The following is an 18,367-nucleotide window of genomic DNA, read 5'->3' on the forward strand; positions in this document are numbered from 1 at the left end:
AATAAGAATGCCGAACTATGACGCAACGCTTCGTCTAGATCAACGCGTCACGGAGCAGGACGCGCACGCCCTTCGGCGCATGAACGTCGATGAGCGCGCCAACTTGGCTGTTCACATGAATCCAGCCGAGACCGGAGATGAACACGTCCACCTCAGAGCCGCGTTTAACGGTCAGACGGTGTCTGGTCCAAGCCGGCATCTCCTCCAGCTGCTCCGCGCTCGGCGGAGCAAGCAGCACGCCTTTGTGCTCCGCGAACAGCTCGTCCGCACGCTCCAGCTTCGTCCGGTGCAGGTTCAGCCCGCCCGCGACGTAGAAGGTGAACGACTGGCGATCGCCTTCGACGAAGTCGAATCGGGCCAGCGCGCCGATGAACAGCGTCTGCTGCGCGTTGAGCTGATAGACGACCGGCTTGATTTCCTTCTCGGGCAGGACGGCCTGCAGCACGTTCCGCGGCACGATCTCCGTCATCCGGTGCTGGTATACAATGCCCGGCGTATCGATAATATCATGGCCGTCGTCAAGCGGGATATGAACGGCATCCAGCGTCGTGCCGGGATAACGCGACGTCGTCAGCTCCCGCTCCAGATCGGAGTAATCGCGGATAAGCCGATTGATCAGCGTCGACTTGCCAACGTTCGTCGCGCCGACGACGTAGACGTCCCGGTCTCCCCGATGCTTCGCGAGCGATTCGATGACATATTCGAAGCCAGTGCCGCGCTTGGCGCTGCATAGGACGATATCCATCAGCTTAATGCCCTGCGCCTTAGCCTGCTTCTGCACCCAGTTGCGCAGCCGGTTCGTGTTGATCCCTCTAGGCAGCAGGTCGATCTTGTTCACCACGAGCATCACCGGATTGTTCCCGACGAAGCGCTGCAAGCCTGGAATGATGCTCCCCTCGAAGTCGAACAGATCGACGATATGCACAACAAGGCTGTCCGTAGCGGCGATGCCGCCAAGCAGCCTGAGAAAGTCGTCCTGATCAATCGCGACCGAAGCCGCCTCGTTGTAATTCTTAATCCGGAAGCAGCGCTGACAGATCACAGGCTCCTTCTGGAGCGCGGCTTCCGGCACGTAGCCCGGTTTACTCGCCGTCTCCGTTTGCAGTGGAACGCCGCATCCGGCGCATCTGCTTGTTTCTTGTTGCAATTTCGTCACTTGCGATCCTCCTCGGGCCATAGCCCTTTTTTGCGCAGCCTGGACAGCGCAACCCGCTCGAGCAAGCGGTTGAAACGCGTCATGATGCCCTCGTCCGCCGGCGATATCGCGTGGACGAGAATCGTGAACAATCCCATCCGCTTGCCGCCGAGCACGTCTGTCATCATTTGGTCGCCGATGACGGCCGTCTGCTCGGCCGGCAAATCCAGCACCACCAGCGCTGATTTGAAAGCTCGGTTCCACGGCTTGCGGGCGGCGTGAATGAACGGAATGTTCAGCGGCACCGCGAATTTCGACACGCGCGTTTCGTTGTTGTTCGAGACGATGACGACCTTGAAGCCCAAATCCCGGACGACGTCCAGCCACTTGACCAGCTCCGGCGTGGCTAGCGGTACTTTGGCGCCGACCAAAGTATTGTCCAAATCCGTAATAATGCCTTTCATGCCCTGTTCCTTCAGCGCATGCAGATCAATATCGTAAATGGTTTTGACGCGCATATGCGGCAACAGCCGTTCAAACATGGTTTCGACTCCCCTGCTATCGCTATACCCGAAACTATACCATACAATCGGAAGAGCATGCAAAACTTGTCTGCACCCGTCAAAACCGTGTTATGCAAGGCGAAACAGCATTCGCCAGTCTTGGCGGCGAATGCTGTTTCGTTCCGAAGAAATACAAGTTGCCTATATTAATGTGCAATTAATCTAGGCTTGTATTTCAAGGCGAAACAGCATTCGCCAACCTTGGCGGCGGATGTTGTTTCGTTCCGAAGAAAAACAAGATGCCTGTATCAGCGTGCAATTCATATAGGCTTGTATTTCAAGGCGAAACAGCATTCGCCAACCTTGGCGGCGGATGCTGTTTCGTTCCGAAGAAATACAAAGAACCTCCCTTGCCATCACAAGGGAGGTTCTGTCGCGATTCGGCTGCACGCAAAAAAACGGAATCCGTTTGCCATAAAATTAGGAAGACAACCGTTCGCGGATCGACTTGGCATCCTGCTCGAAGCGGGATACATCGTCCTCCGTCATCGCCATCGCGCTGTATTTCGCCTTCTCGAACGCGGACTGCACACGGCGGAATTCGGGCTGCAGGCTCGAGAATCGGGACGACCAGCGATCCATCGTCTCGCGCATCGTCTCGTGCTCGATGCGGTCGAATCCTTTGCGGCGGCAGAAGCGAAGCAGCCGCTCTGTCTCTCGGACGACTCGCTCGTTCGCGTTCTTGTAGCGATTTCCGCGAGTTGGCCACAGCGGCACCGATTTGCGGAAACGGAACAGAATGAACGCCCCCGCCGCTACAAGAATAATGGCACCTGCAATCAAGGCAACGGTTCCCCACGCAGAAGACGTCTCCGCTTCCGGCGCCGTTACAACCGGAGTGGTCGCAAGATCAGCGGGCAGCTCGACCGGAGCGGGTTCAGGCGCGTCTTCCGGCAGCACGTATGGGTAACTAAAGCCGGTCGTCGGCTCGAACGGAAGCCAGCCGTAGCCGGGGAAGTAGACTTCGACCCAAGAATGCGCGTCGGAGTTGCGGACCGTATACGTGCCCTCGCCCTCCGGATTGATGAATTCCATCTCTTCTCCGCGGAAGCCAGCCATGGACGGATCGACCGGCAGCGTACCCGGCGAATACCCTTTGACCCAGCGCGCAGGAATGCCCAACGTGCGAACCATGACTGCCATCGAAGTCGAGAAGTAATCACAGTAGCCTTCCTTCATTTGGAACAGGAAGCCGTCAACCAGATCTTCGCTCGTTCGGTTGGTAAGATCCGGCTCATTATTATAGGTAAAGTTGCTTTGGAGGTACGCCTCGATCGCTTTGACCTTATCGTAAGCCGACGCCTGATCGCGCGTAATATCCGCCGCAAGCGTACGCACACGCTCCGGCAGCGTATCCGGCAGCTGCAGGTACATGGCGCTCACGCTGCCGGCGCCAGCGCCGCTCGGGATGCTCCGAAGCGCCTCCTCGTCAAGCAGGGTGACATCCGAGACGATGGAATACGTCTGCGGATATTGGATCGTCTCCGTCTTTCCAACCAACCGCAGCTCCCATGATTGCGGCAGCCAGCGAAGACGCGGCAGCGGCTTACCTTCCTCCCCGACCATGACAATCGAAGAGATCGGGCCGGCGCCGAACAGCACCGGGAATTTGTCCTTCCTCTGCATCGTGACCGTCTGGGAAATTCGAGTTGTCTTCAGCCCTTCCGGCCGTCCGCTGGCAAGCACTTGGTCAGCCTGGATGCCCGTGACGGTCGGTTCTTCGCGCTCGCCTCTGGCATCCTCCCAGCCTTTGCCGGAGTATAACGCCTTTGTCTCCCCGCGCCAGTAGCTCCGATGGTTCGTCGTGACCTCCATCACGGGCGAGTAGTCGAACGTAAAGCCGCTGCCAAGGGCGGTGTCATTGCGGCCATAGCCCGAGCGACTGTCGCCTTTCTTGGCGACCGTCTCGATGCCGATCTTGTCGCCGATCATCGAAGGGACTGCTTCGCCGCGCGATTCTTTCCACGCCGTATACGGGTCCTTGACGATCGGGTCGATGGAAGGCACGAATACCCCCGCACCCATGACAAGCCCGATAATCAGCACGACGGAAGCGACTAGGCCAAGCGGATAACTCAGCAGATCCTGCCAGCTATCCGGATGCTTCTGCCTGAACTGCTCGAAGTGGCTAGCCACCAGCCAGAGCAGTCCGATCGTGATGATCAGCGCCACTTCCTGCCACAAGAAAATCGGCGTAAATAAAGAGTCGATCACGGACAGGGACAGCAATGCAGCGCCGACGACGGTAATAAGCCCTGATTTGCGCTTGCTCAGTACGACCGATGCCAGCACGATAAGCCATACGCCGAGACTGAGCCACAAAAAAGGAAAGAGCGGGGCCGTCAAATCGGACAGCCACGCCTGCATCCGGCCAGGACCGAACTCCTTCGGATAAGGCGAAATCCAGCGAAAATCGGTCATGATCAGATTGACGGCGACCAACGCGACAGCCTGCAGCGGGATCGCAAGCCTTCTCCATGGCACGGCCAAGGCGATCAGCGATATTGCGATAAGCTGCCCGTAAATAACGGCGTAGGTCTCTTCCCACCACCAATCCCCGAAACATTGCACCCATAGCGCAATGATGCTGGCTGCGAACAGATACGAGAGTCGCTCGAACCCGTTAACGGTTAAGTATGAAGCGAATTTGCGCGTCGAGTTTCTCATTGGCCTCCTCCCTCCAACACGGCTGGCAGTTCCTGCAGGCTGGCGACGGAATAGACCCCAAACCCGCTACGGCGCAGCAGACGCAGCCATTCCGGGTTCGCCCCGTTCCCCTGGGCCTGTTCTTTGCCCCGGATATGAATCAGCATCGGTACGACTCCCCGGCGGTTCAACCACTCCATCGCACGCACCGTCTCTTCGCCGCCTTGAGGGGAAACGATCACCGCGAACGAGCCGTGAGGCAGCATTGCATCCGCCTGACGCAGCGTCCGGTACAACGGCGTCGCGCCATCGGGCTGGACGCGCACGAAATGGTTCATCATCAGCTCCAGCTGATCGGGCGAAGCTTTGGCCGAGAAGCCTTCCTTCGCCGCGCCGGCGGATAATAGCCCGATCGACGTCGAACTGCGGAATGAGAATTGCGCGATGGACGCCACGACCGATACGGCGAGCTCGAATTCGTCGCCGCTTGCGTATGCGCCACCGTATCGGTCTAGAACGAACACCGTGCGGGGCAGCGACTCGCGCTCGAACTCCTTGGACTTCCACTGTCCCGTACGCGCGGTCGCGTTCCAATGAATGCGGGACAGCCGATCGCCGTAAATATATTCGCGCACGCCGTTAATCTGCGTGGTCTCCTTCGCGGCGCGCTGCGTCGCGGACGTCGAGTAAGGCCCTTTCGCCCCGGTGCGAAGCTGCGGCCAGTAGCGGATCGGCACCGTCTGCGGATAGACGCTGAACGGCTCGGCGTTTAAGAAGCTTCCCGTATGCTCGAACAAGCCGAAAATATCACACGTGGAGCAAACCGTCGGCGCGAAATGGTAGATTCCTCTCTCCAGCGCCGGCGTCGCATAGGATATTTCGCCCATCCGTTTATAATTGGGGACGAACGAAGCTTCGAACGGCAGCTCCGATCCGTTCTGCCGAACAAGCCGGTCGCGGACGAGCACATAAGGCGCAGGCCAGAAACCCGGCAGCTGTACGTTTAGGGTCACCTCGACCTTGGAGCCTGCGGACAACACCCGCTCGCCGCCCGCGGATTGACCGCCTAACTGGAGCTTGCGTTCGCCGATCACGTTCCCGATGCCGCTGAAGCGGCCAAGCAGCAAATAAGCTAATAGCACATTGAAGATACAAAATAACATCAGCGAGGTCTTCCCGCCTTGGAAAAGCAGGAACAGCAGCGAGAAGACGTACAGCAGGCCGATGACCCGCCATCTGGTGAGCGCGCGGCTAAAGGTCAGCATACGCTTACCTTTCCATTCTGACCGGCACGCTCGTTTGGCTGATTACGGCCTCGATCACTTCGTCTGTCGTCAGGCCGCCAAGCCGAGCTTCCGTATGAAGCACGATCCGGTGCGCCAGCACGGTGCCGGCGAGCGCCTTAATGTCGTCGGGAATGACGAAATCTCGCTCCTGCAAGAAAGCGGAAGCTCTCGCCGCCGCGAGCAGCGAGATGGCCGCGCGCGGGCTTGCCCCCAGCTGGACGCCCGAATGGTCGCGCGTCGCCCGTACGATCCGCACCAAATAGTCGCCCACCGCCTCGTCGACATGCACCTGGCTCACCTTCTCCATTAGCGATGCGATCTCCGTACTATCCGCGACGGGCTCCAGCTTGTCCGCGGGCGACGTCGAATCCGGGGCGAGCAGCATCTGCCGCTCGGTCGCCGCATCCGGATAACCGAGCGAGATCTTCATCATGAAGCGGTCGAGCTGGGCTTCGGGCAGCGTATAGGTGCCCTCGAACTCAATCGGGTTCTGCGTGGCGATCAGAATGAACGGCTTCGGCAGCGCGTACGAATCGCCGTCCACCGTCACGTGACGTTCTTCCATCGCCTCGAGCAGCGCCGATTGCGTCTTCGTCGTCGCGCGGTTGATCTCGTCGACGAGCAGCAGATTGGTCATGACCGGTCCCGGACGGAACACGAACGTTTCATCTTTCGGATGATAGATTGCAACCCCGGTAATATCGGTCGGGAGCAAATCCGGATTGCACTGCACGCGGCGGAATTGGCCGCCTATCGTTCGGGATAAGGCTTTGACAAGCTGTGTCTTGCCCGTACCCGGCACATCTTCGATCAATACATGGCCGCCGGCCAATAGCGCGGTCAGCAGACGGTCGATTTCCACTTTCTTCCCGAGGATACAACGTTCCAGATTGCCGCGAATAAGTTGGATGAGCGAAAAGTCCTTACGTGTTACTTCCATGGTATACCTCCCGGATGATAGAAAATGAACGCCATGTTATTATTTTACAAAATGTTCAGACTGCCGTATAGACGGGGTTTTGCCGAAAAAATTTGGAGTATATTACAGCGGTCGCGCTCCTTGATCCAGCGAATCTGTCATGATTGACCATGATAATGGCATCCGCCGAGCAATCTTCGCTACGCTAGGCCTAAAGCTGCGCCCCGCTATTCTATCAACGATTCACTCCCACAATTTGTTACAAAAAGTTTCTATTTCCCTCCTAGTTCGCGATTGCGGAACATGCCAAAAAGGCTATACAGGTATGAACCCGCACAGCCTAAAGTTATCTAATTCGCTTAACCCGCCGCCTTAGTTCGGCAGCCCTATCCTTTCGGCTTGACGACAAGCGCCGCTAGGAAAGAGAAAATAATCGCTGCGGAAATGCCCGCGCTCGTCAAATCGAAAATACCGGTAATGACACCGATCCAGCCGTCGCGGTAATATTCCGTGAGCGCGCCGTGCACAAGTGCGTTGCCGAAGCTCGTAATCGGGATCGTCGCGCCTGCACCCGCGAATTTGACGAGCGGTTCATAGAAGCCGAGGCCGTCGATAACGGCGCCCGCAACGACGAGCGTGGCCATGGTGTGGGCGGGCGTCAGCTTCACGACGTCGAACATGAGCTGCCCAATGATGCATATCGCGCCGCCCACGAGAAAGGCCCATAAAAAATGCATTCGTCTTCCCTCCTGTCCCTTTATGATGTCGCTTCGATCGCGACGGCGTGTGCGATGCACGGAATACTTTCGCCCTGCTGGAACGACAGCGGAGATAACAGCGCTCCCGTGGCGACGACCAGAATCCGCTTCAGATCGCCTTGCTTCAGCCGCTTCAGCAGATGTCCGTATGTCACAACGGCCGAGCAGCCGCAGCCGCTTCCGCCCGCCTGCACCTTCTGCCGCTGGACGTCGTACACCATCAAGCCGCAGTCGCCGAAGACGGTATCCTCGATCGGCACTCCGTCGCGTTTGAGCAGATCGGTCGCGATCTCATGGCCGACGGTCGCCAAGTCGCCAGTGACGATCAAGTCATAGTCCTTCGGCTCCCGGCCGGTATCGTTGAAGTGCGCTTGAATCGTATCGACGGCCGCAGGCGCCATCGCCGCGCCCATGTTGAACGGATCTTTGATCCCAAGATCGACGATCTTGCCGATCGTCGCGCATTCGATGACCGGACCGTCGCCATCGGAAGCGAGCACAACCGCGCCTGCGCCGGTTACCGTGTACTGGGCGGTCGGGGGCTTCTGGGAGCCGTATTCGGTCGGATAGCGGAATTGCTTCTCGGCGGTGCAGTTATGGCTGCAGGCGCCTGCCAGCACGTATTGTCCAGAGCCGGAGTTGATGATCATCGAAGCGAGCGCCAGCGATTCCATGGAGGTAGAGCAGGCACCGAACACGCCCAAATACGGAGCCCCGATCGTCCGGGCCGCGAACGTGCTGCTGATAATCTGGTTCATGAGATCGCCGCCGACATAAAATGATAGCTCCTGCTTGTCCACCTTCGCGTGCTTAAGCGCGAAATCCGCAGCCTGCTCCATCAGCAGCCGCTCCGCCTTCTCCCAGCTTTGCTGCTGCATGTCCAGTTCGGGGTGCACAAGATCGTAATCCGCAGCCAGCGGCCCGTCGCCCTCGTCCGGTCCGACAACTGTCGCCGCTCCGAGAATAACGGGACGCTTATCGAACCACCAGGTTTGTTTGCCCCTCAGCATAGTCAATGACCCTCCAGACCGAGCGCCATATAAATGATGCCGATGAAAAACGCCGCGACGGTCCCGTATACGATGACTGAGCCCGCGAGCTTAAACATATTGCCCCCGACGCCGAGGACAAGACCCTCTGACCGGTGTTCGAGCGCAGCCGAACACATCGAGTTCGCGAAGCCCGTTACCGGCACAGCCGTCCCCGCGCCAGCCCATTGCGCGATTTTGTCGTAGACGCCCAAGCAGGTCAAGATGACGGAGAGCATAATCATGACCGCGACCGTCGGATTGCCGGCCTCCTGCTGCGTCATGTCGAAGGCATAAGCAAAAAAGTCCTGCACGGCTTGTCCGAGCGTGCAAATAAGTCCACCGACAAGAAAGGCGCGCAAACAATTCTTAAGCACCGAACGCGCCGGTTCCCGGCTCTTCGCGTAGGATTGATACTCTTGCGGCGACATCGTCATTTTCTTGTATTTCGAGCCGGTCTTTGTTGCCATCTTGATATTCATCCTTTCCTTCAAAGCATTATCGCCGCAGACGATCTCGCGAAGGCGCTGCGGCCGCAAGCTTCGCTACAGAAAAGTATTTGTTAAATCCGCTGCCCTTATGTAAGGAGGCGCGCAACAGAAAAACCTCCGGAAGTCCAGCATCCGGAGGTTCGGCTTACATGAAGGCGATCAGCAGCAGCACGACAAGCAGCACGTACAAGATTAGAACAAGCAATACAAACGATTCCCGCAACAACGCGATCGCGTCTCCTCTCTTGCGTCAGGATGGGCTAATAGTCCATCGTATGCAGCAAGCGGACCGGGCGGAAGCGGAAAACGACAAGGAATTCAAGAATCTTTAGGACGCCGATGCTGACGGTGCGGAGTCCTCGCCACTGGGCGTATCGGCCAGCGGTGTGCGCGTTACACTGCGGCGGCCGTCCACGCTGACGGGCACATCCCCGTCGATCGTGACGCGCCGGACGACGCGATGACGGTCGCCGTAATCGTTCACCGCGTAATGTTGGGTCGCCCGGTTGTCCCAGATCACGACGTCCCCCTCAGCCCAACGCCAACGGACGGTATTCTCGAGCCGCGTCACATAGCTTTGCAGCACCGCGAACAAATGAGCAGAGTCGGGCGATGGCAAGCCGACGAACCGCTTCACGAAATGGCCAAGCAGCAGCGAACGCTCGCCCGTCTCCGGATGCACGCGTACCACCGGGTGCTCCGTCTCATAGACCGTGGAGGCGAATACCTCTTTATGACGCTTAATGTCCTCCGCCGTCGCTTCCGTCTTGCGCGCCGCGTAATCGTAATCGTTCGAGTGAACCGCCCACAGCTTGTCGGCCAGTTCCTTGAGATGAGGCGGCAAGTCGTCATAGGCCGCAGCGGCATTCGCCCACACGGTATCCCCGCCGGCTTCCGGAACAACCACCGCGCGCAGAATCGAAGCCTGCGGGTAAGCGGCGACGAACGTGACATCCGTATGCCACGAATTGGCGCGCCCGCCATGCTGCGAATCCAGCTCGAGCACATATGAGGTTCCCTGCTTGATCGGAACGGTCGGATGCGCCACCGGTTCGCCGAATGCCTTCGCGAACGCCTCCTGGCCGGCATCGTCCAAATGCCCCTGTCCGCGGAAGAACAATACCTTGTGACGGAGCAATTCCTGACGGATCGCCTCAAGCTTGGCTGGTTCCAAATCCGCCGACAAGCGGATTCCCTTAACTTCGGCGCCGATCTTCCCGGCTACTTGTACCACTTCGATCCCTTGGTCTGCTGCTTGGCTTTGTTCGACTGTGCTCATCCCGTTACCTCCTCATAATAGGCGCTTTCCGCTCATCGGCCTAACGTTCGGTAAATAAAAAGGCCGGTCCGCCGCATGAAGCGGCGTCCGGCCTCCAGTCACCTGGTTGGCTGACGAATACGTAAGCTACTGATGATAATAAATAAATCCGATTGGATTAGTTATATATTATGAGCGATGGAAGTGGATGTCAAGCGAAACTTATGATTCTCCGTCTTCGATCCATACGGTTTTGGACGACGCCGGCTCCCTGCGCGGCGCGGGCGGAGCCATATCTGGTTCCCCGATATACAGCAGCCCCAGCATACGGTCCTGCTCGCGCAGGCCGAACGCCTCGTTCATAAGCGGGTGATAACAAGGTTCTCCCGTCCGCCAGACGGCGGCCAGATTAAGCGCATGAACCGCGAGGAGCATATTCTGCACCGCCGAGAATACGGCACCGTATTCCTCGATCTCGATAACGCCCGCACGGTTCTGCGGCTCGACGGCCACCCCGATGACAAGCGGTGCGCGATATGCCTTCTTCCTTGCCGCTTCTGCTTTCGTTAAGCTCTCTTCGCTCTCCTTCGCCGCCTCGCCCGTTAACGCGATAGCCGCATAGGCGCCCCCCAGCTTATTTCTGCCCTCGCCCGTCATGACGAAGAACCGCCACGGCTCAGTCAACCTGTGATTAGGCGCCCAAGTACCCGCTTCCAAAATACGTTCGATGGTCTCGCGCGCAATCGGCTCCTGCTTCACCTTGCCTATCGAACGCCGCCCATATATCGCCTCGAACAACTCCATTGCCGCTCACTCCCGTCATTCCAATTAGTCGGTCACGCTCGCCCTATTGTATCAAATCGGCCGACCCATTCTCAATCAATTCTCAATTAGTGCCGCGTTAATCCGCTAATTGCACCAGGTTATGTACCGCCAGCCTCGTCGTTCTCCACGAAGCGCTTGAGCGCATCCAGCTTGTTGTCCCAATACCGGTCGTAGAAGGCCAGCCAGCGCTTGAGCTCCAGGAGCGGCTCCGGCTCAAGCCGGTATCGGCGTTCCCGGCCGACCTTCCGTTCCTTGACGAGCCCCGCCTCCGATAGAATTCGCAGATGCTTCGAGACGGCAGTACGGCTCATCGGGAAATGGCCCGTTAACGTTGTCACCGGGAGTTCTTGGTCAACGAGCAGCTGGAGCAGCGATCGCCGCGTCGGGTCGGCGATCGCCTGGAAGACGTCATGCTGCGGCTGCTTGTCCGGCTTAAGATTGGACATACTCGGCGAGTTTGCCTACGATGCCTTCCCAGCCTTGGGACATCCGCTCGCGCACCGCTTCGTGCGGCTGGCCGAATTCGGTCATCTGCTCAGCCGTCCAACCGGAATGAATGAGCGTGAATGTTGTTGCATCGCCTTCCGTAATCAGTTCGAAGGTGAGCGTCCAGTCTTTCCCCCATGTGAACGACAACCGGTTAGGCGGATCAAGCTCGGTAACCTTGCAAGGCGATTTGCCCCACGGACCAGCTTCCAAATGAAATTCATGGCCCACGACAGGCTCGAAATCACTCGGCATAAACCAAGCGGAAATGCCTTCGGCGGTCGAAACAGCTTTCCATACTTTCTCGATTGGCGCTTGAAGGGTGATGGTTTTGCGAATGTCAGGTAAAGTTTGCGTGCTCATTAGTTGAATCGCTCCATTTCTTATGATGATGGTACTCGTCTCGTACGATGCAGTCGTCAGGCTATCTCCAAAAGCGAAACCAATTGGTTTCGTTTCAGACTAATGATAGGTCACCGTTTGGTTGCATGTCAAGCCGTTATTCCAGGCTGGATGGCATTCCCATCAATAAGGAGACATGACGCTGGAAACATTGAGCCAGGAGGTGCTATGATGATGAAACATAGAGACTCATCTCAGCGCGGATTCACGCTTCGCGGAGTACCGTTCTAGCTAAAGGAGACGATTACAATGAAACAACGATTAGAGGAATTCAAAGCCCGTCTGATCGAAGAAGGCCGGCTGGAGGGGCACGAAGACGTGCTGCTTGCGTTCGACCATTTGCTTGACGAAGTCGACGCGCACGAGCAAGAACATCTCGTCAACAAGGCCAAATACGGCATTGCCGGATACAAGGTGGATCGCAACGCGGAGGAGACATTCCAGGAGGAAGTGTCCTGGATGAGGCAAGCCGCTTACCGCGTCATCGAGCGCACTGTCGCCGATCTGATCAACAAAGGGAACAAGAACTGGGAGAAATTTTACGATAAAGTCGAATAGTCCGCAGCGCGCTTTCGTTCCACGCGCACAATAGACCGCAGCTTGCGAAGGCTGCGGTCTCTTACTTCCGCAATGGCACGTCGAAATGCGCGATCAGGAGCACGACGCAGACCCCGCATATCGTAAGCGCCCATCCCTTCCGCCGATCATGCAGCAGGATGACCGCGAACATGACGAAATAGAAGGCGACGGACCACCACAATGTCCACCCACGCTCGTACGATATGACCCCGACCAGCAGCCAAATCCCTTCTAATGCGCTATAACCCGCCACCCATGCGAAATAATAGACTAACTGACGGCCTAGACCTTGCCGGAGTGGAAAGAAACGCAAATACAGCAAGGTTGTCGACGGCAGGAGCACGAACGTATTCAGCAGATCCGCCTGCTTATGGGCAAGGAGAATCTCTGGATGAAATTTCCAAGTCATGTAATCATGGCAAATAAAATTGTAGAATACATTCCAAAACGACACCAGCAGGATCGTATCATAGAATTCCCGCCATTTGCGCCATGTCCCGGTAAAAAGAGCGGCAAGCGCAAACAAAACATTCGTGGCTAAAATCATGATCGTGCGTTCCTATACTTCTACGTACTTGCCATGATCCGGAATAGCAAGCTCTTCGAAATGGTCCGCGAGCTTCTTTAGCCCCTCAATCAGCTCTTCTCCGGCGGCAGGCCGGCCATGACCGGTGATGGCAGCCAAGGGATGGAGCGCTTCAAGCAGACGCACCGAAGCTTTGGCCTGCTTCCAATCCGGTGTAAAATAGCGCGGCGGTCCGCTGATTTCGAATTGCTGAGTGATCACCTTGTACAAATATTCCTGCCGGACGGCGACGAACGCATCGCCCGCGAGCAAAGCCCGGTCCGCCTCTCGAAAGAATGAGACATGCCCCTCCGTATGTCCGGGAGTAGCGATCCAATGAAAGTCCGGCAAGAACGGCACCGTTCCGTCATCCGGCAGCGGCTGCACATGACGGCCGAGATCAATCGGTTCGCTCGGGAAATAGCCCGACAACTTGGCGACCAAGCCGCCTTCGACACTCGGATCCGGCTCAAGGTACGACTTCTGTCCTGTTAAATACGGCAGCTCCAGCTTGTGGGCATAGACCGGAACCTTCCAATGCTCGATAAGCTCGATGATCGCGCCAACATGATCAAAATGGCCGTGCGTCAGCAAGATCGCGCTTGGGCGTTTGCCTGCTCCGAACCGATTCTCCGCCGCTTCGATGATCGCATTCGCCGATTGGGGCATGCCCGCGTCGACTAATACGAACGAATCGCCGTCCGGTGCTCCGACGAAGGCGATATTGACGATTTGCACCGTATGGCAATACAAATCCGGAGCGACCTCCACGCCCTCTCCGCTTCGAACCGAGGTTGCCGGGATGTACCTATAATCTTCGCCATAGTTCATTTGTTGATGATCCACGTCCATAGTTCCTCTCCCTTCGCCTTCGAGCTAGCTATCCTGTTGTTAATGTCCCTCTATTGGGCCGTGATATGTATGACGAACGCCAAATAAGCCGCCTTGTCGGCAGCCTGTTTGGTTTGTCGAAATTTCCCGGGCAATAAAAATGGTTCAGATCGTCCTATGCAAGGAGTTGCAACTTAGCCGGGTCCATCGCGCTGCGAAGCAGCGAGCGGAGCAGGTCGATCTCTTCGCTGCCGTCCAATGCGGATTTCGGAACAATAACGGTGCGTGCGCGGCCCATGTATACGATCATGAAATCGCGGTTCTCCGCCACTTTAAACACGTCGTTCCAGACGAGTGTCCCCGACCCGGACGGCTGTTCGTACGCAATGCCTTCTTCAGAGAAGGAATAGCGCATCTCTTGCTGGAGCAGCCGATCCGAGTTATATACACGCTTGCTTCTCAGCCATAAGCTGCCATACGTCAAACCATAGATTACGACGCACAGCGCGACGGCACTGCCTAATATGAGCAACAGCGAGTCGGATATCGCGATATCGCGGGTTAAATAGAGCACCACCCCGATATAACATGCGAAATACAGCAGCAGCGATGCCAGACGGCTGCGCCGGCTATGCCAAAGATTCAACCGAAAGTAATCGCGAAATGTTAAAACTACGGAAACTCGAATGTCATGCATCGTTCTGTTCGCTCCTTCATTATGTCTACGTGGGTTGTTTCGACATTTGCGGAACAATTCCCTCTATCGCCGGAAATGTTAAGTTCGAAGGCAAACTCTCGGCTCGGAATATGGTCGCATTCGTTCATAGGGTCCATTTGCGCTGACGGCGAGGATTCGGATCGCATGAAAAAAGACGCTCCCCGCGCCACATAAACGTGACGAAGGAAGCGTCCTCTGCATGCTTGTTGCCTCGTGTTAAATGAGTTCGGACTTTTGAAGCAAACGTTGGATAATCATCGCGACTTCCGCTCGGGTTATATACGCTTTCGGAGCAAGCGTTGTACCGCTTCTGCCCGTCACCACGCCGGATTGAACGCTATCCGCAATGCTGTCGATCGCCCAGACCGAGGCTTGGGACGCATCCATGTACGGTTGGAGCATTTTCGCCGCATCCTGAGCGGGGAGCGAGGCTTCCAGACTCGTCAGTTTCATCGCCTTCGCGATAATGACCATTGCCTGCTCGCGCGTAATTCGGTCATTCGGACCAAATGTGCCGTCCGCATAGCCATTGATCAGTCTATAGGCATATGCCGTGTTAATTGCGTCATTATACCATGCGGATGCCTTCACGTCGGAGAACGGCGCCGGCCCTTTCTCCAGCTTCAATCCTAAGCCTCGCACGATAATGGCTGCAAATTCAGCGCGGGTAATGCTGCGGTCCGGGCTGAATTGCCCCTCGCCCGTGCCTTCAATAACCATCCGTGATCCCATGTCGTTAACCGCCGCACGGGACCAGTGGTTTGCGACGTCGGCAAATTCGAGCGGGTGCCAAACGACCGTATACGTGCTGTTCGTCAAGCTATTAATGACCGCATAATATTTGCCGTCAATCTTCGTAATCTTCGTCGGTACGTGTCGTACGGTTCCATCCGGTTCAACGACAACGCCCGTCGTAATCTTGTTCGGGTCCACGCCATTCGGAATTGCTATTGAGCGTTCGACGTAAATATTGAATTTCTCAATACTGATCGTTTTGTCTCCGTAAGTCCCTATCACGTTAAAGTTGACGGGAGGCGCGACGAGGGCGAAGGTCCCCTTCTCCGCCGCATTCTCAACCACTTCAACCGTAGCTGCCAACGGCTCTGCAATTTCAATCCTTACCTTGATATCTTGCAGCGCTACCGACTTCCCAATCTGATCGGATATGGAGGTAATGTTAAATTGTTGAGCCGGAATGGTATAGGTTGCCGATTCGGTTTTGATCTCAAGCGTAGCTTGCTTGCCTTCCATGTTTTTGACCATTTGACCGTTCAGTTCGCTCACCACAACATTAGCGTTCGATTTGTCCGGTATCGTCACGATCGCGCCTTGGCCTTCCGCTTCGATCTTCGCGTCCAGTTTCTTCTGATCGACGGTAATGGTCGTCACCTGTTGATCGTTCACCTTCGTAGTCGTTGCCGTCCCCGCATTCTCCACCTTGCCGTTGACGAGCACCTCAACACCCGATTTCGGCGTCTCTGGCACTGTTGGTGTTGGTGTTGGTGTTGGTTCTGGTGTTGGAGCCGCGTTCACTTGCACCTTTGCTACGCTGCTCGTTGCCGTTGCCGTAGACTGACCCGTTGCACTTGAATCCGTGTTCGTCACGATTACATAGTAGTACGTCGTGCCTGCTGTGTCGGTCGGTGCCGCATACGTCGCGCTCGTTGCGCCGGTAATCAACGTGCCGCCGCTCGTGCTGTTCGTCGTGTTGCTGTACCACTGGTAGCTTAGAGCTACGCCACCGCTTGCCGCGACAGTCAGGTTAGCGTTGCCGCCCACGTTGACCGTTTTGTCCGATGGTTGTGTCGTGATGCTTGGTGCTGACGCATTAGTTAACGCGTTCACTTGCACCTTCGCTACGTTGCTCGTTGTTGTTGCCGTTTGCTGGCCAGTTGCGCCCGTATCCGTGTTCGTCACGACGACATAGTAGTATGTCGTGCCTGCTGTACCCGTAGGCGCTGCATAGGTGGCGCTTGTTGCGCCGGTAATCAGCGTGCCGCCGCTCGCGCTGTTCGTCGTGTTGCTGTACCACTGATAGCTTAGCGTTACGCCGCCGCTTGCCGCGACTGTCAAGGTTGCTGGGCTGCCCTCGTTGACCGTTTTGTCCGATGGTTGCGTGTCGATGCTCGGTGCTGCTGCGTTAGTTAACGCGTTCACTTGCACCTTCGCTACGCTGCTCGTTGCCGTTGCCGTATTCTGACCAGTTGCACTTGAATCCGTATTCGTCACGACGACATAGTAGTATGTCGTGCCTGCTGTACCCGTAGGCGCTGCATACGTCGCGCTTGTTGCGCCGGTAATCAGCGTCCCGCCGCTCGTGCTGTTCGTCGTGTTGCTATACCACTGATAGCTCAACGCCACGCCGCCGCTTGCCGCGACTGTCAAGTTAGCGGTGCCGCCTACGTTGACCGTTTTGTCCGATGGTTGTGTCGTGATGCTTGGTGCTGCTGCGTTGGTTAACGCGTTCACCTGCACCTTCGCTACGCTGCTCGTTGCGGTTGCCGTTTGCTGGCCCTTTGCCCCCGTATCCGTGTTGGTTACGACGACGTAGTAATACGTCGTGCTTGCTGTGCCGGTCGGCGCTGCATATGTGGCGCTTGTTGCGCCGGTAATCAGCGTGCCGCCGCTCGTGCTGTTTGTCGTGTTGCTGTACCACTGGTAACTCAACGCTACGCCGCCGCTTGCCGCGACTGTCAAGTTAGCGGTGCCGCCCACGTTGACCGTTTTGTCGGACGGCTGCGTGTCAATGCTCGGTGCTGCTGCGTTGGTTAACGCGTTCACTTGCACCTTCGCTACGCTGCTCGTTGCCGTTGCGGTTTGCTGGCCCGTCGCCCCCGTGTCCGTGTTCGTCACGATCACGTAGTAATAGGTCGTGCCCGCTGTACCCGTCGGCGCTGCATATGTCGCACTCGTAGCGCCGCTAATCAGCGTGCCGCCGCTCGTACTGTGCGTCGTGTTGCTGTACCACTGGTAGCTCAGCGCTACGCCGCCGCTTGCCGCGACTGTCAGGTTAGCCGTTCCGCCCACGTTGACCGTTTTGTCGGACGGTTGCGTGTCGATGCTTGGTACTGCTGCATTCGTCAGCGCATTCACCTGTACTCTAGCTACGCTGCTCGTTGCCGTTGCCGTTTGCTGACCCGATGCCGAAACATCTGTATTCATCACGACGACATAGTAGTATGTCGTGCCCGCTGTACCCGTCGGCGCTGCATAGGTTGCGCTCGTTGCGCCGGTAATCAGCGTACCGCCGCTCGTGCTGTTCGTCGTGTTGCTGTACCACTGGTAGCTTAGCGCTACGCCGCCGCTTGCCGCGACTGTCAGGTTAGCGCTGCCGCCCACGTTCACCGTTTTGTCCGATGGTTGTGTCGTGATGCTCGGTGTTGCCGCGTTGGTTAACGCGTTTACCTGCACCTTCGCTACGCTGCTCGTTGCCGTTGCCGTAGACTGACCCGTTGCGCCCGTATCCGTGTTGGTTACGACGACGTAGTAGTACGTCGTGCCTGCTGTGCCCGTCGGCGCTGCATAGGTTGCGCTCGTAGCGCCGCTAATCAGCGTGCCGCCGCTCGTGCTGTTCGTCGTGTTACTGTACCACTGATAGCTCAGTGCTACGCCGCCGCTTGCCGCGACTGTCAGGTTAGCGCTGCCGCCCACGTTCACCGTTTTGTCGGACGGCTGCGTGTCAATGCTCGGTGCCGACGCGTTAGTTAACGCGTTCACCTGCACTCTTGCTACGCTGCTCGTTGCTGTTGCCGTTTGCTGGCCCGTTGCGCCCGTATCCGTGTTGGTTACGACGACGTAGTAGTACGTCGTGCCTGCTGTGCCGGTCGGTGCCGCATACGTGGCGCTCGTTGCGCCGCTAATCAGCGTGCCGCCGCTC

The 18,367-nt window shown here is 57.1% G+C and carries 18 protein-coding genes; 2 read left to right on the forward strand and 16 right to left on the reverse strand.

Features of this window, described 5'->3' with window-relative positions; translation table 11 throughout:
- Nucleotides 1–34 precede the first annotated feature (34 nt).
- The 8 genes from yqeH to spoVAC form a co-directional block, all read right to left on the reverse strand.
- On the reverse strand, nt 35–1,156 hold the full coding sequence (gene yqeH / locus ACFFSY_RS06310) for a ribosome biogenesis GTPase YqeH (RefSeq protein ID WP_377491535.1): 1,122 nt from the start codon (nt 1,154–1,156) through the stop codon (nt 35–37).
- Nucleotides 1,153–1,725, reverse strand: coding sequence for a YqeG family HAD IIIA-type phosphatase (locus ACFFSY_RS06315; RefSeq protein WP_377491609.1), 573 nt, complete (start codon nt 1,723–1,725; stop codon nt 1,153–1,155). The genes yqeH and ACFFSY_RS06315 overlap by 4 nt, the downstream gene beginning before the upstream one ends.
- 393 nt (nt 1,726–2,118) lie before the next feature.
- Nucleotides 2,119–4,365 (reverse strand): transglutaminase domain-containing protein, encoded by a 2,247-nt coding sequence (locus ACFFSY_RS06320; RefSeq protein ID WP_377491538.1) that lies wholly within the window; start codon nt 4,363–4,365, stop codon nt 2,119–2,121.
- Nucleotides 4,362–5,609 (reverse strand): DUF58 domain-containing protein, encoded by a 1,248-nt coding sequence (locus ACFFSY_RS06325; RefSeq protein ID WP_377491541.1) that lies wholly within the window; start codon nt 5,607–5,609, stop codon nt 4,362–4,364. Before ACFFSY_RS06325 ends, ACFFSY_RS06320 begins: the two co-directional genes overlap by 4 nt.
- A 4-nt stretch (nt 5,610–5,613) precedes the next feature.
- Nucleotides 5,614–6,570: an AAA family ATPase gene (locus ACFFSY_RS06330; protein WP_377491544.1), complete on the reverse strand. Its 957-nt coding sequence runs from the start codon at nt 6,568–6,570 to the stop codon at nt 5,614–5,616.
- Between the two features lie 365 nt (nt 6,571–6,935).
- A complete protein-coding gene (gene spoVAE, locus ACFFSY_RS06335; protein ID WP_377491547.1) occupies nt 6,936–7,286 on the reverse strand; it encodes a stage V sporulation protein AE in 351 nt (116 codons plus the stop codon).
- 20 nt (nt 7,287–7,306) lie between these two features.
- Nucleotides 7,307–8,317, reverse strand: coding sequence for a stage V sporulation protein AD (gene spoVAD, locus ACFFSY_RS06340; protein WP_377491550.1), 1,011 nt, complete (start codon nt 8,315–8,317; stop codon nt 7,307–7,309).
- Between the two features lie 2 nt (nt 8,318–8,319).
- Nucleotides 8,320–8,805: a stage V sporulation protein AC gene (spoVAC, locus tag ACFFSY_RS06345; protein WP_377491553.1), complete on the reverse strand. Its 486-nt coding sequence runs from the start codon at nt 8,803–8,805 to the stop codon at nt 8,320–8,322.
- Nucleotides 8,806–8,975: 170 nt separating this feature from the next.
- On the opposite strand from spoVAC, the gene ACFFSY_RS06350 reads away from it, so the two are divergent.
- Nucleotides 8,976–9,158 carry a hypothetical protein gene (locus ACFFSY_RS06350; RefSeq protein ID WP_377491556.1) on the forward strand — a complete coding sequence of 61 codons (183 nt, stop codon included), beginning with the start codon at nt 8,976–8,978 and terminating at the stop codon, nt 9,156–9,158.
- Here ACFFSY_RS06350 and ACFFSY_RS06355 read toward each other — a convergent pair.
- The 4 genes from ACFFSY_RS06355 to ACFFSY_RS06370 all read right to left on the reverse strand — a co-directional run bounded on the left by ACFFSY_RS06355 (nt 9,155) and on the right by ACFFSY_RS06370 (nt 11,758).
- The gene (locus ACFFSY_RS06355) at nt 9,155–10,105 is read right to left on the reverse strand and encodes a TauD/TfdA dioxygenase family protein (protein ID WP_377491559.1); all 951 of its coding nucleotides are present in this window, start codon (nt 10,103–10,105) and stop codon (nt 9,155–9,157) included. The genes ACFFSY_RS06350 and ACFFSY_RS06355 overlap by 4 nt on opposite strands.
- A 201-nt stretch (nt 10,106–10,306) precedes the next feature.
- Complete coding sequence (locus tag ACFFSY_RS06360) at nt 10,307–10,888, reverse strand: nitroreductase family protein (protein WP_377491562.1); 582 nt, start codon at nt 10,886–10,888, stop codon at nt 10,307–10,309.
- A gap of 119 nt (nt 10,889–11,007) precedes the next feature.
- On the reverse strand, nt 11,008–11,355 hold the full coding sequence (locus tag ACFFSY_RS06365) for an ArsR/SmtB family transcription factor (RefSeq protein WP_377491565.1): 348 nt from the start codon (nt 11,353–11,355) through the stop codon (nt 11,008–11,010).
- Nucleotides 11,342–11,758: an SRPBCC family protein gene (locus ACFFSY_RS06370; RefSeq protein WP_377491568.1), complete on the reverse strand. Its 417-nt coding sequence runs from the start codon at nt 11,756–11,758 to the stop codon at nt 11,342–11,344. Before ACFFSY_RS06370 ends, ACFFSY_RS06365 begins: the two co-directional genes overlap by 14 nt.
- Before the next feature lie 288 nt (nt 11,759–12,046).
- On the opposite strand from ACFFSY_RS06370, the gene ACFFSY_RS06375 reads away from it, so the two are divergent.
- A complete protein-coding gene (locus tag ACFFSY_RS06375) occupies nt 12,047–12,355 on the forward strand; it encodes a hypothetical protein (RefSeq protein ID WP_377491571.1) in 309 nt (102 codons plus the stop codon).
- Between the two features lie 61 nt (nt 12,356–12,416).
- Here ACFFSY_RS06375 and ACFFSY_RS06380 read toward each other — a convergent pair whose 3' ends face one another.
- From ACFFSY_RS06380 to ACFFSY_RS06395, 4 genes are all read right to left on the reverse strand, one after another.
- The gene (locus tag ACFFSY_RS06380) at nt 12,417–12,923 is read right to left on the reverse strand and encodes a CBO0543 family protein (RefSeq protein WP_377491574.1); all 507 of its coding nucleotides are present in this window, start codon (nt 12,921–12,923) and stop codon (nt 12,417–12,419) included.
- Between the two features lie 12 nt (nt 12,924–12,935).
- Nucleotides 12,936–13,772, reverse strand: a complete 837-nt coding sequence (locus ACFFSY_RS06385) for an MBL fold metallo-hydrolase (protein WP_377491612.1) — start codon at nt 13,770–13,772, stop codon at nt 12,936–12,938.
- 175 nt (nt 13,773–13,947) lie between these two features.
- On the reverse strand, nt 13,948–14,418 hold the full coding sequence (locus ACFFSY_RS06390; RefSeq protein WP_377491577.1) for a YcxB family protein: 471 nt from the start codon (nt 14,416–14,418) through the stop codon (nt 13,948–13,950).
- 288 nt (nt 14,419–14,706) lie between these two features.
- The coding region (locus ACFFSY_RS06395; protein WP_377491580.1) for a DUF8696 domain-containing protein at nt 14,707–18,367 on the reverse strand (3,661 nt) is incomplete at its 5' end.

Source organism: Paenibacillus aurantiacus, from assembly GCF_042431225.1.
GTDB lineage: Bacteria > Bacillota > Bacilli > Paenibacillales > Paenibacillaceae > Paenibacillus_Z > Paenibacillus_Z aurantiacus.

What these genes read in the sequence shown, in the direction of transcription:
- ACFFSY_RS06320 (WP_377491538.1), bottom strand. Translation starts at nt 4,365, where the DNA reads ATGAGAAACTCGACGCGCAAATTCGCTTCATACTTAACCGTTAACGGG.
- ACFFSY_RS06325 (WP_377491541.1), bottom strand. Translation starts at nt 5,609, where the DNA reads ATGCTGACCTTTAGCCGCGCGCTCACCAGATGGCGGGTCATCGGCCTG.
- ACFFSY_RS06330 (WP_377491544.1), bottom strand. Translation starts at nt 6,570, where the DNA reads ATGGAAGTAACACGTAAGGACTTTTCGCTCATCCAACTTATTCGCGGC.
- spoVAE (WP_377491547.1), bottom strand. Translation starts at nt 7,286, where the DNA reads ATGCATTTTTTATGGGCCTTTCTCGTGGGCGGCGCGATATGCATCATT.
- spoVAD (WP_377491550.1), bottom strand. Translation starts at nt 8,317, where the DNA reads ATGCTGAGGGGCAAACAAACCTGGTGGTTCGATAAGCGTCCCGTTATT.
- spoVAC (WP_377491553.1), bottom strand. Translation starts at nt 8,805, where the DNA reads ATGGCAACAAAGACCGGCTCGAAATACAAGAAAATGACGATGTCGCCG.
- ACFFSY_RS06350 (WP_377491556.1), top strand. Translation starts at nt 8,976, where the DNA reads ATGAAGGCGATCAGCAGCAGCACGACAAGCAGCACGTACAAGATTAGA.
- ACFFSY_RS06355 (WP_377491559.1), bottom strand. Translation starts at nt 10,105, where the DNA reads ATGAGCACAGTCGAACAAAGCCAAGCAGCAGACCAAGGGATCGAAGTG.
- ACFFSY_RS06360 (WP_377491562.1), bottom strand. Translation starts at nt 10,888, where the DNA reads ATGGAGTTGTTCGAGGCGATATATGGGCGGCGTTCGATAGGCAAGGTG.
- ACFFSY_RS06365 (WP_377491565.1), bottom strand. Translation starts at nt 11,355, where the DNA reads ATGTCCAATCTTAAGCCGGACAAGCAGCCGCAGCATGACGTCTTCCAG.
- ACFFSY_RS06370 (WP_377491568.1), bottom strand. Translation starts at nt 11,758, where the DNA reads ATGAGCACGCAAACTTTACCTGACATTCGCAAAACCATCACCCTTCAA.
- ACFFSY_RS06375 (WP_377491571.1), top strand. Translation starts at nt 12,047, where the DNA reads ATGAAACAACGATTAGAGGAATTCAAAGCCCGTCTGATCGAAGAAGGC.
- ACFFSY_RS06380 (WP_377491574.1), bottom strand. Translation starts at nt 12,923, where the DNA reads ATGATTTTAGCCACGAATGTTTTGTTTGCGCTTGCCGCTCTTTTTACC.
- ACFFSY_RS06385 (WP_377491612.1), bottom strand. Translation starts at nt 13,772, where the DNA reads ATGAACTATGGCGAAGATTATAGGTACATCCCGGCAACCTCGGTTCGA.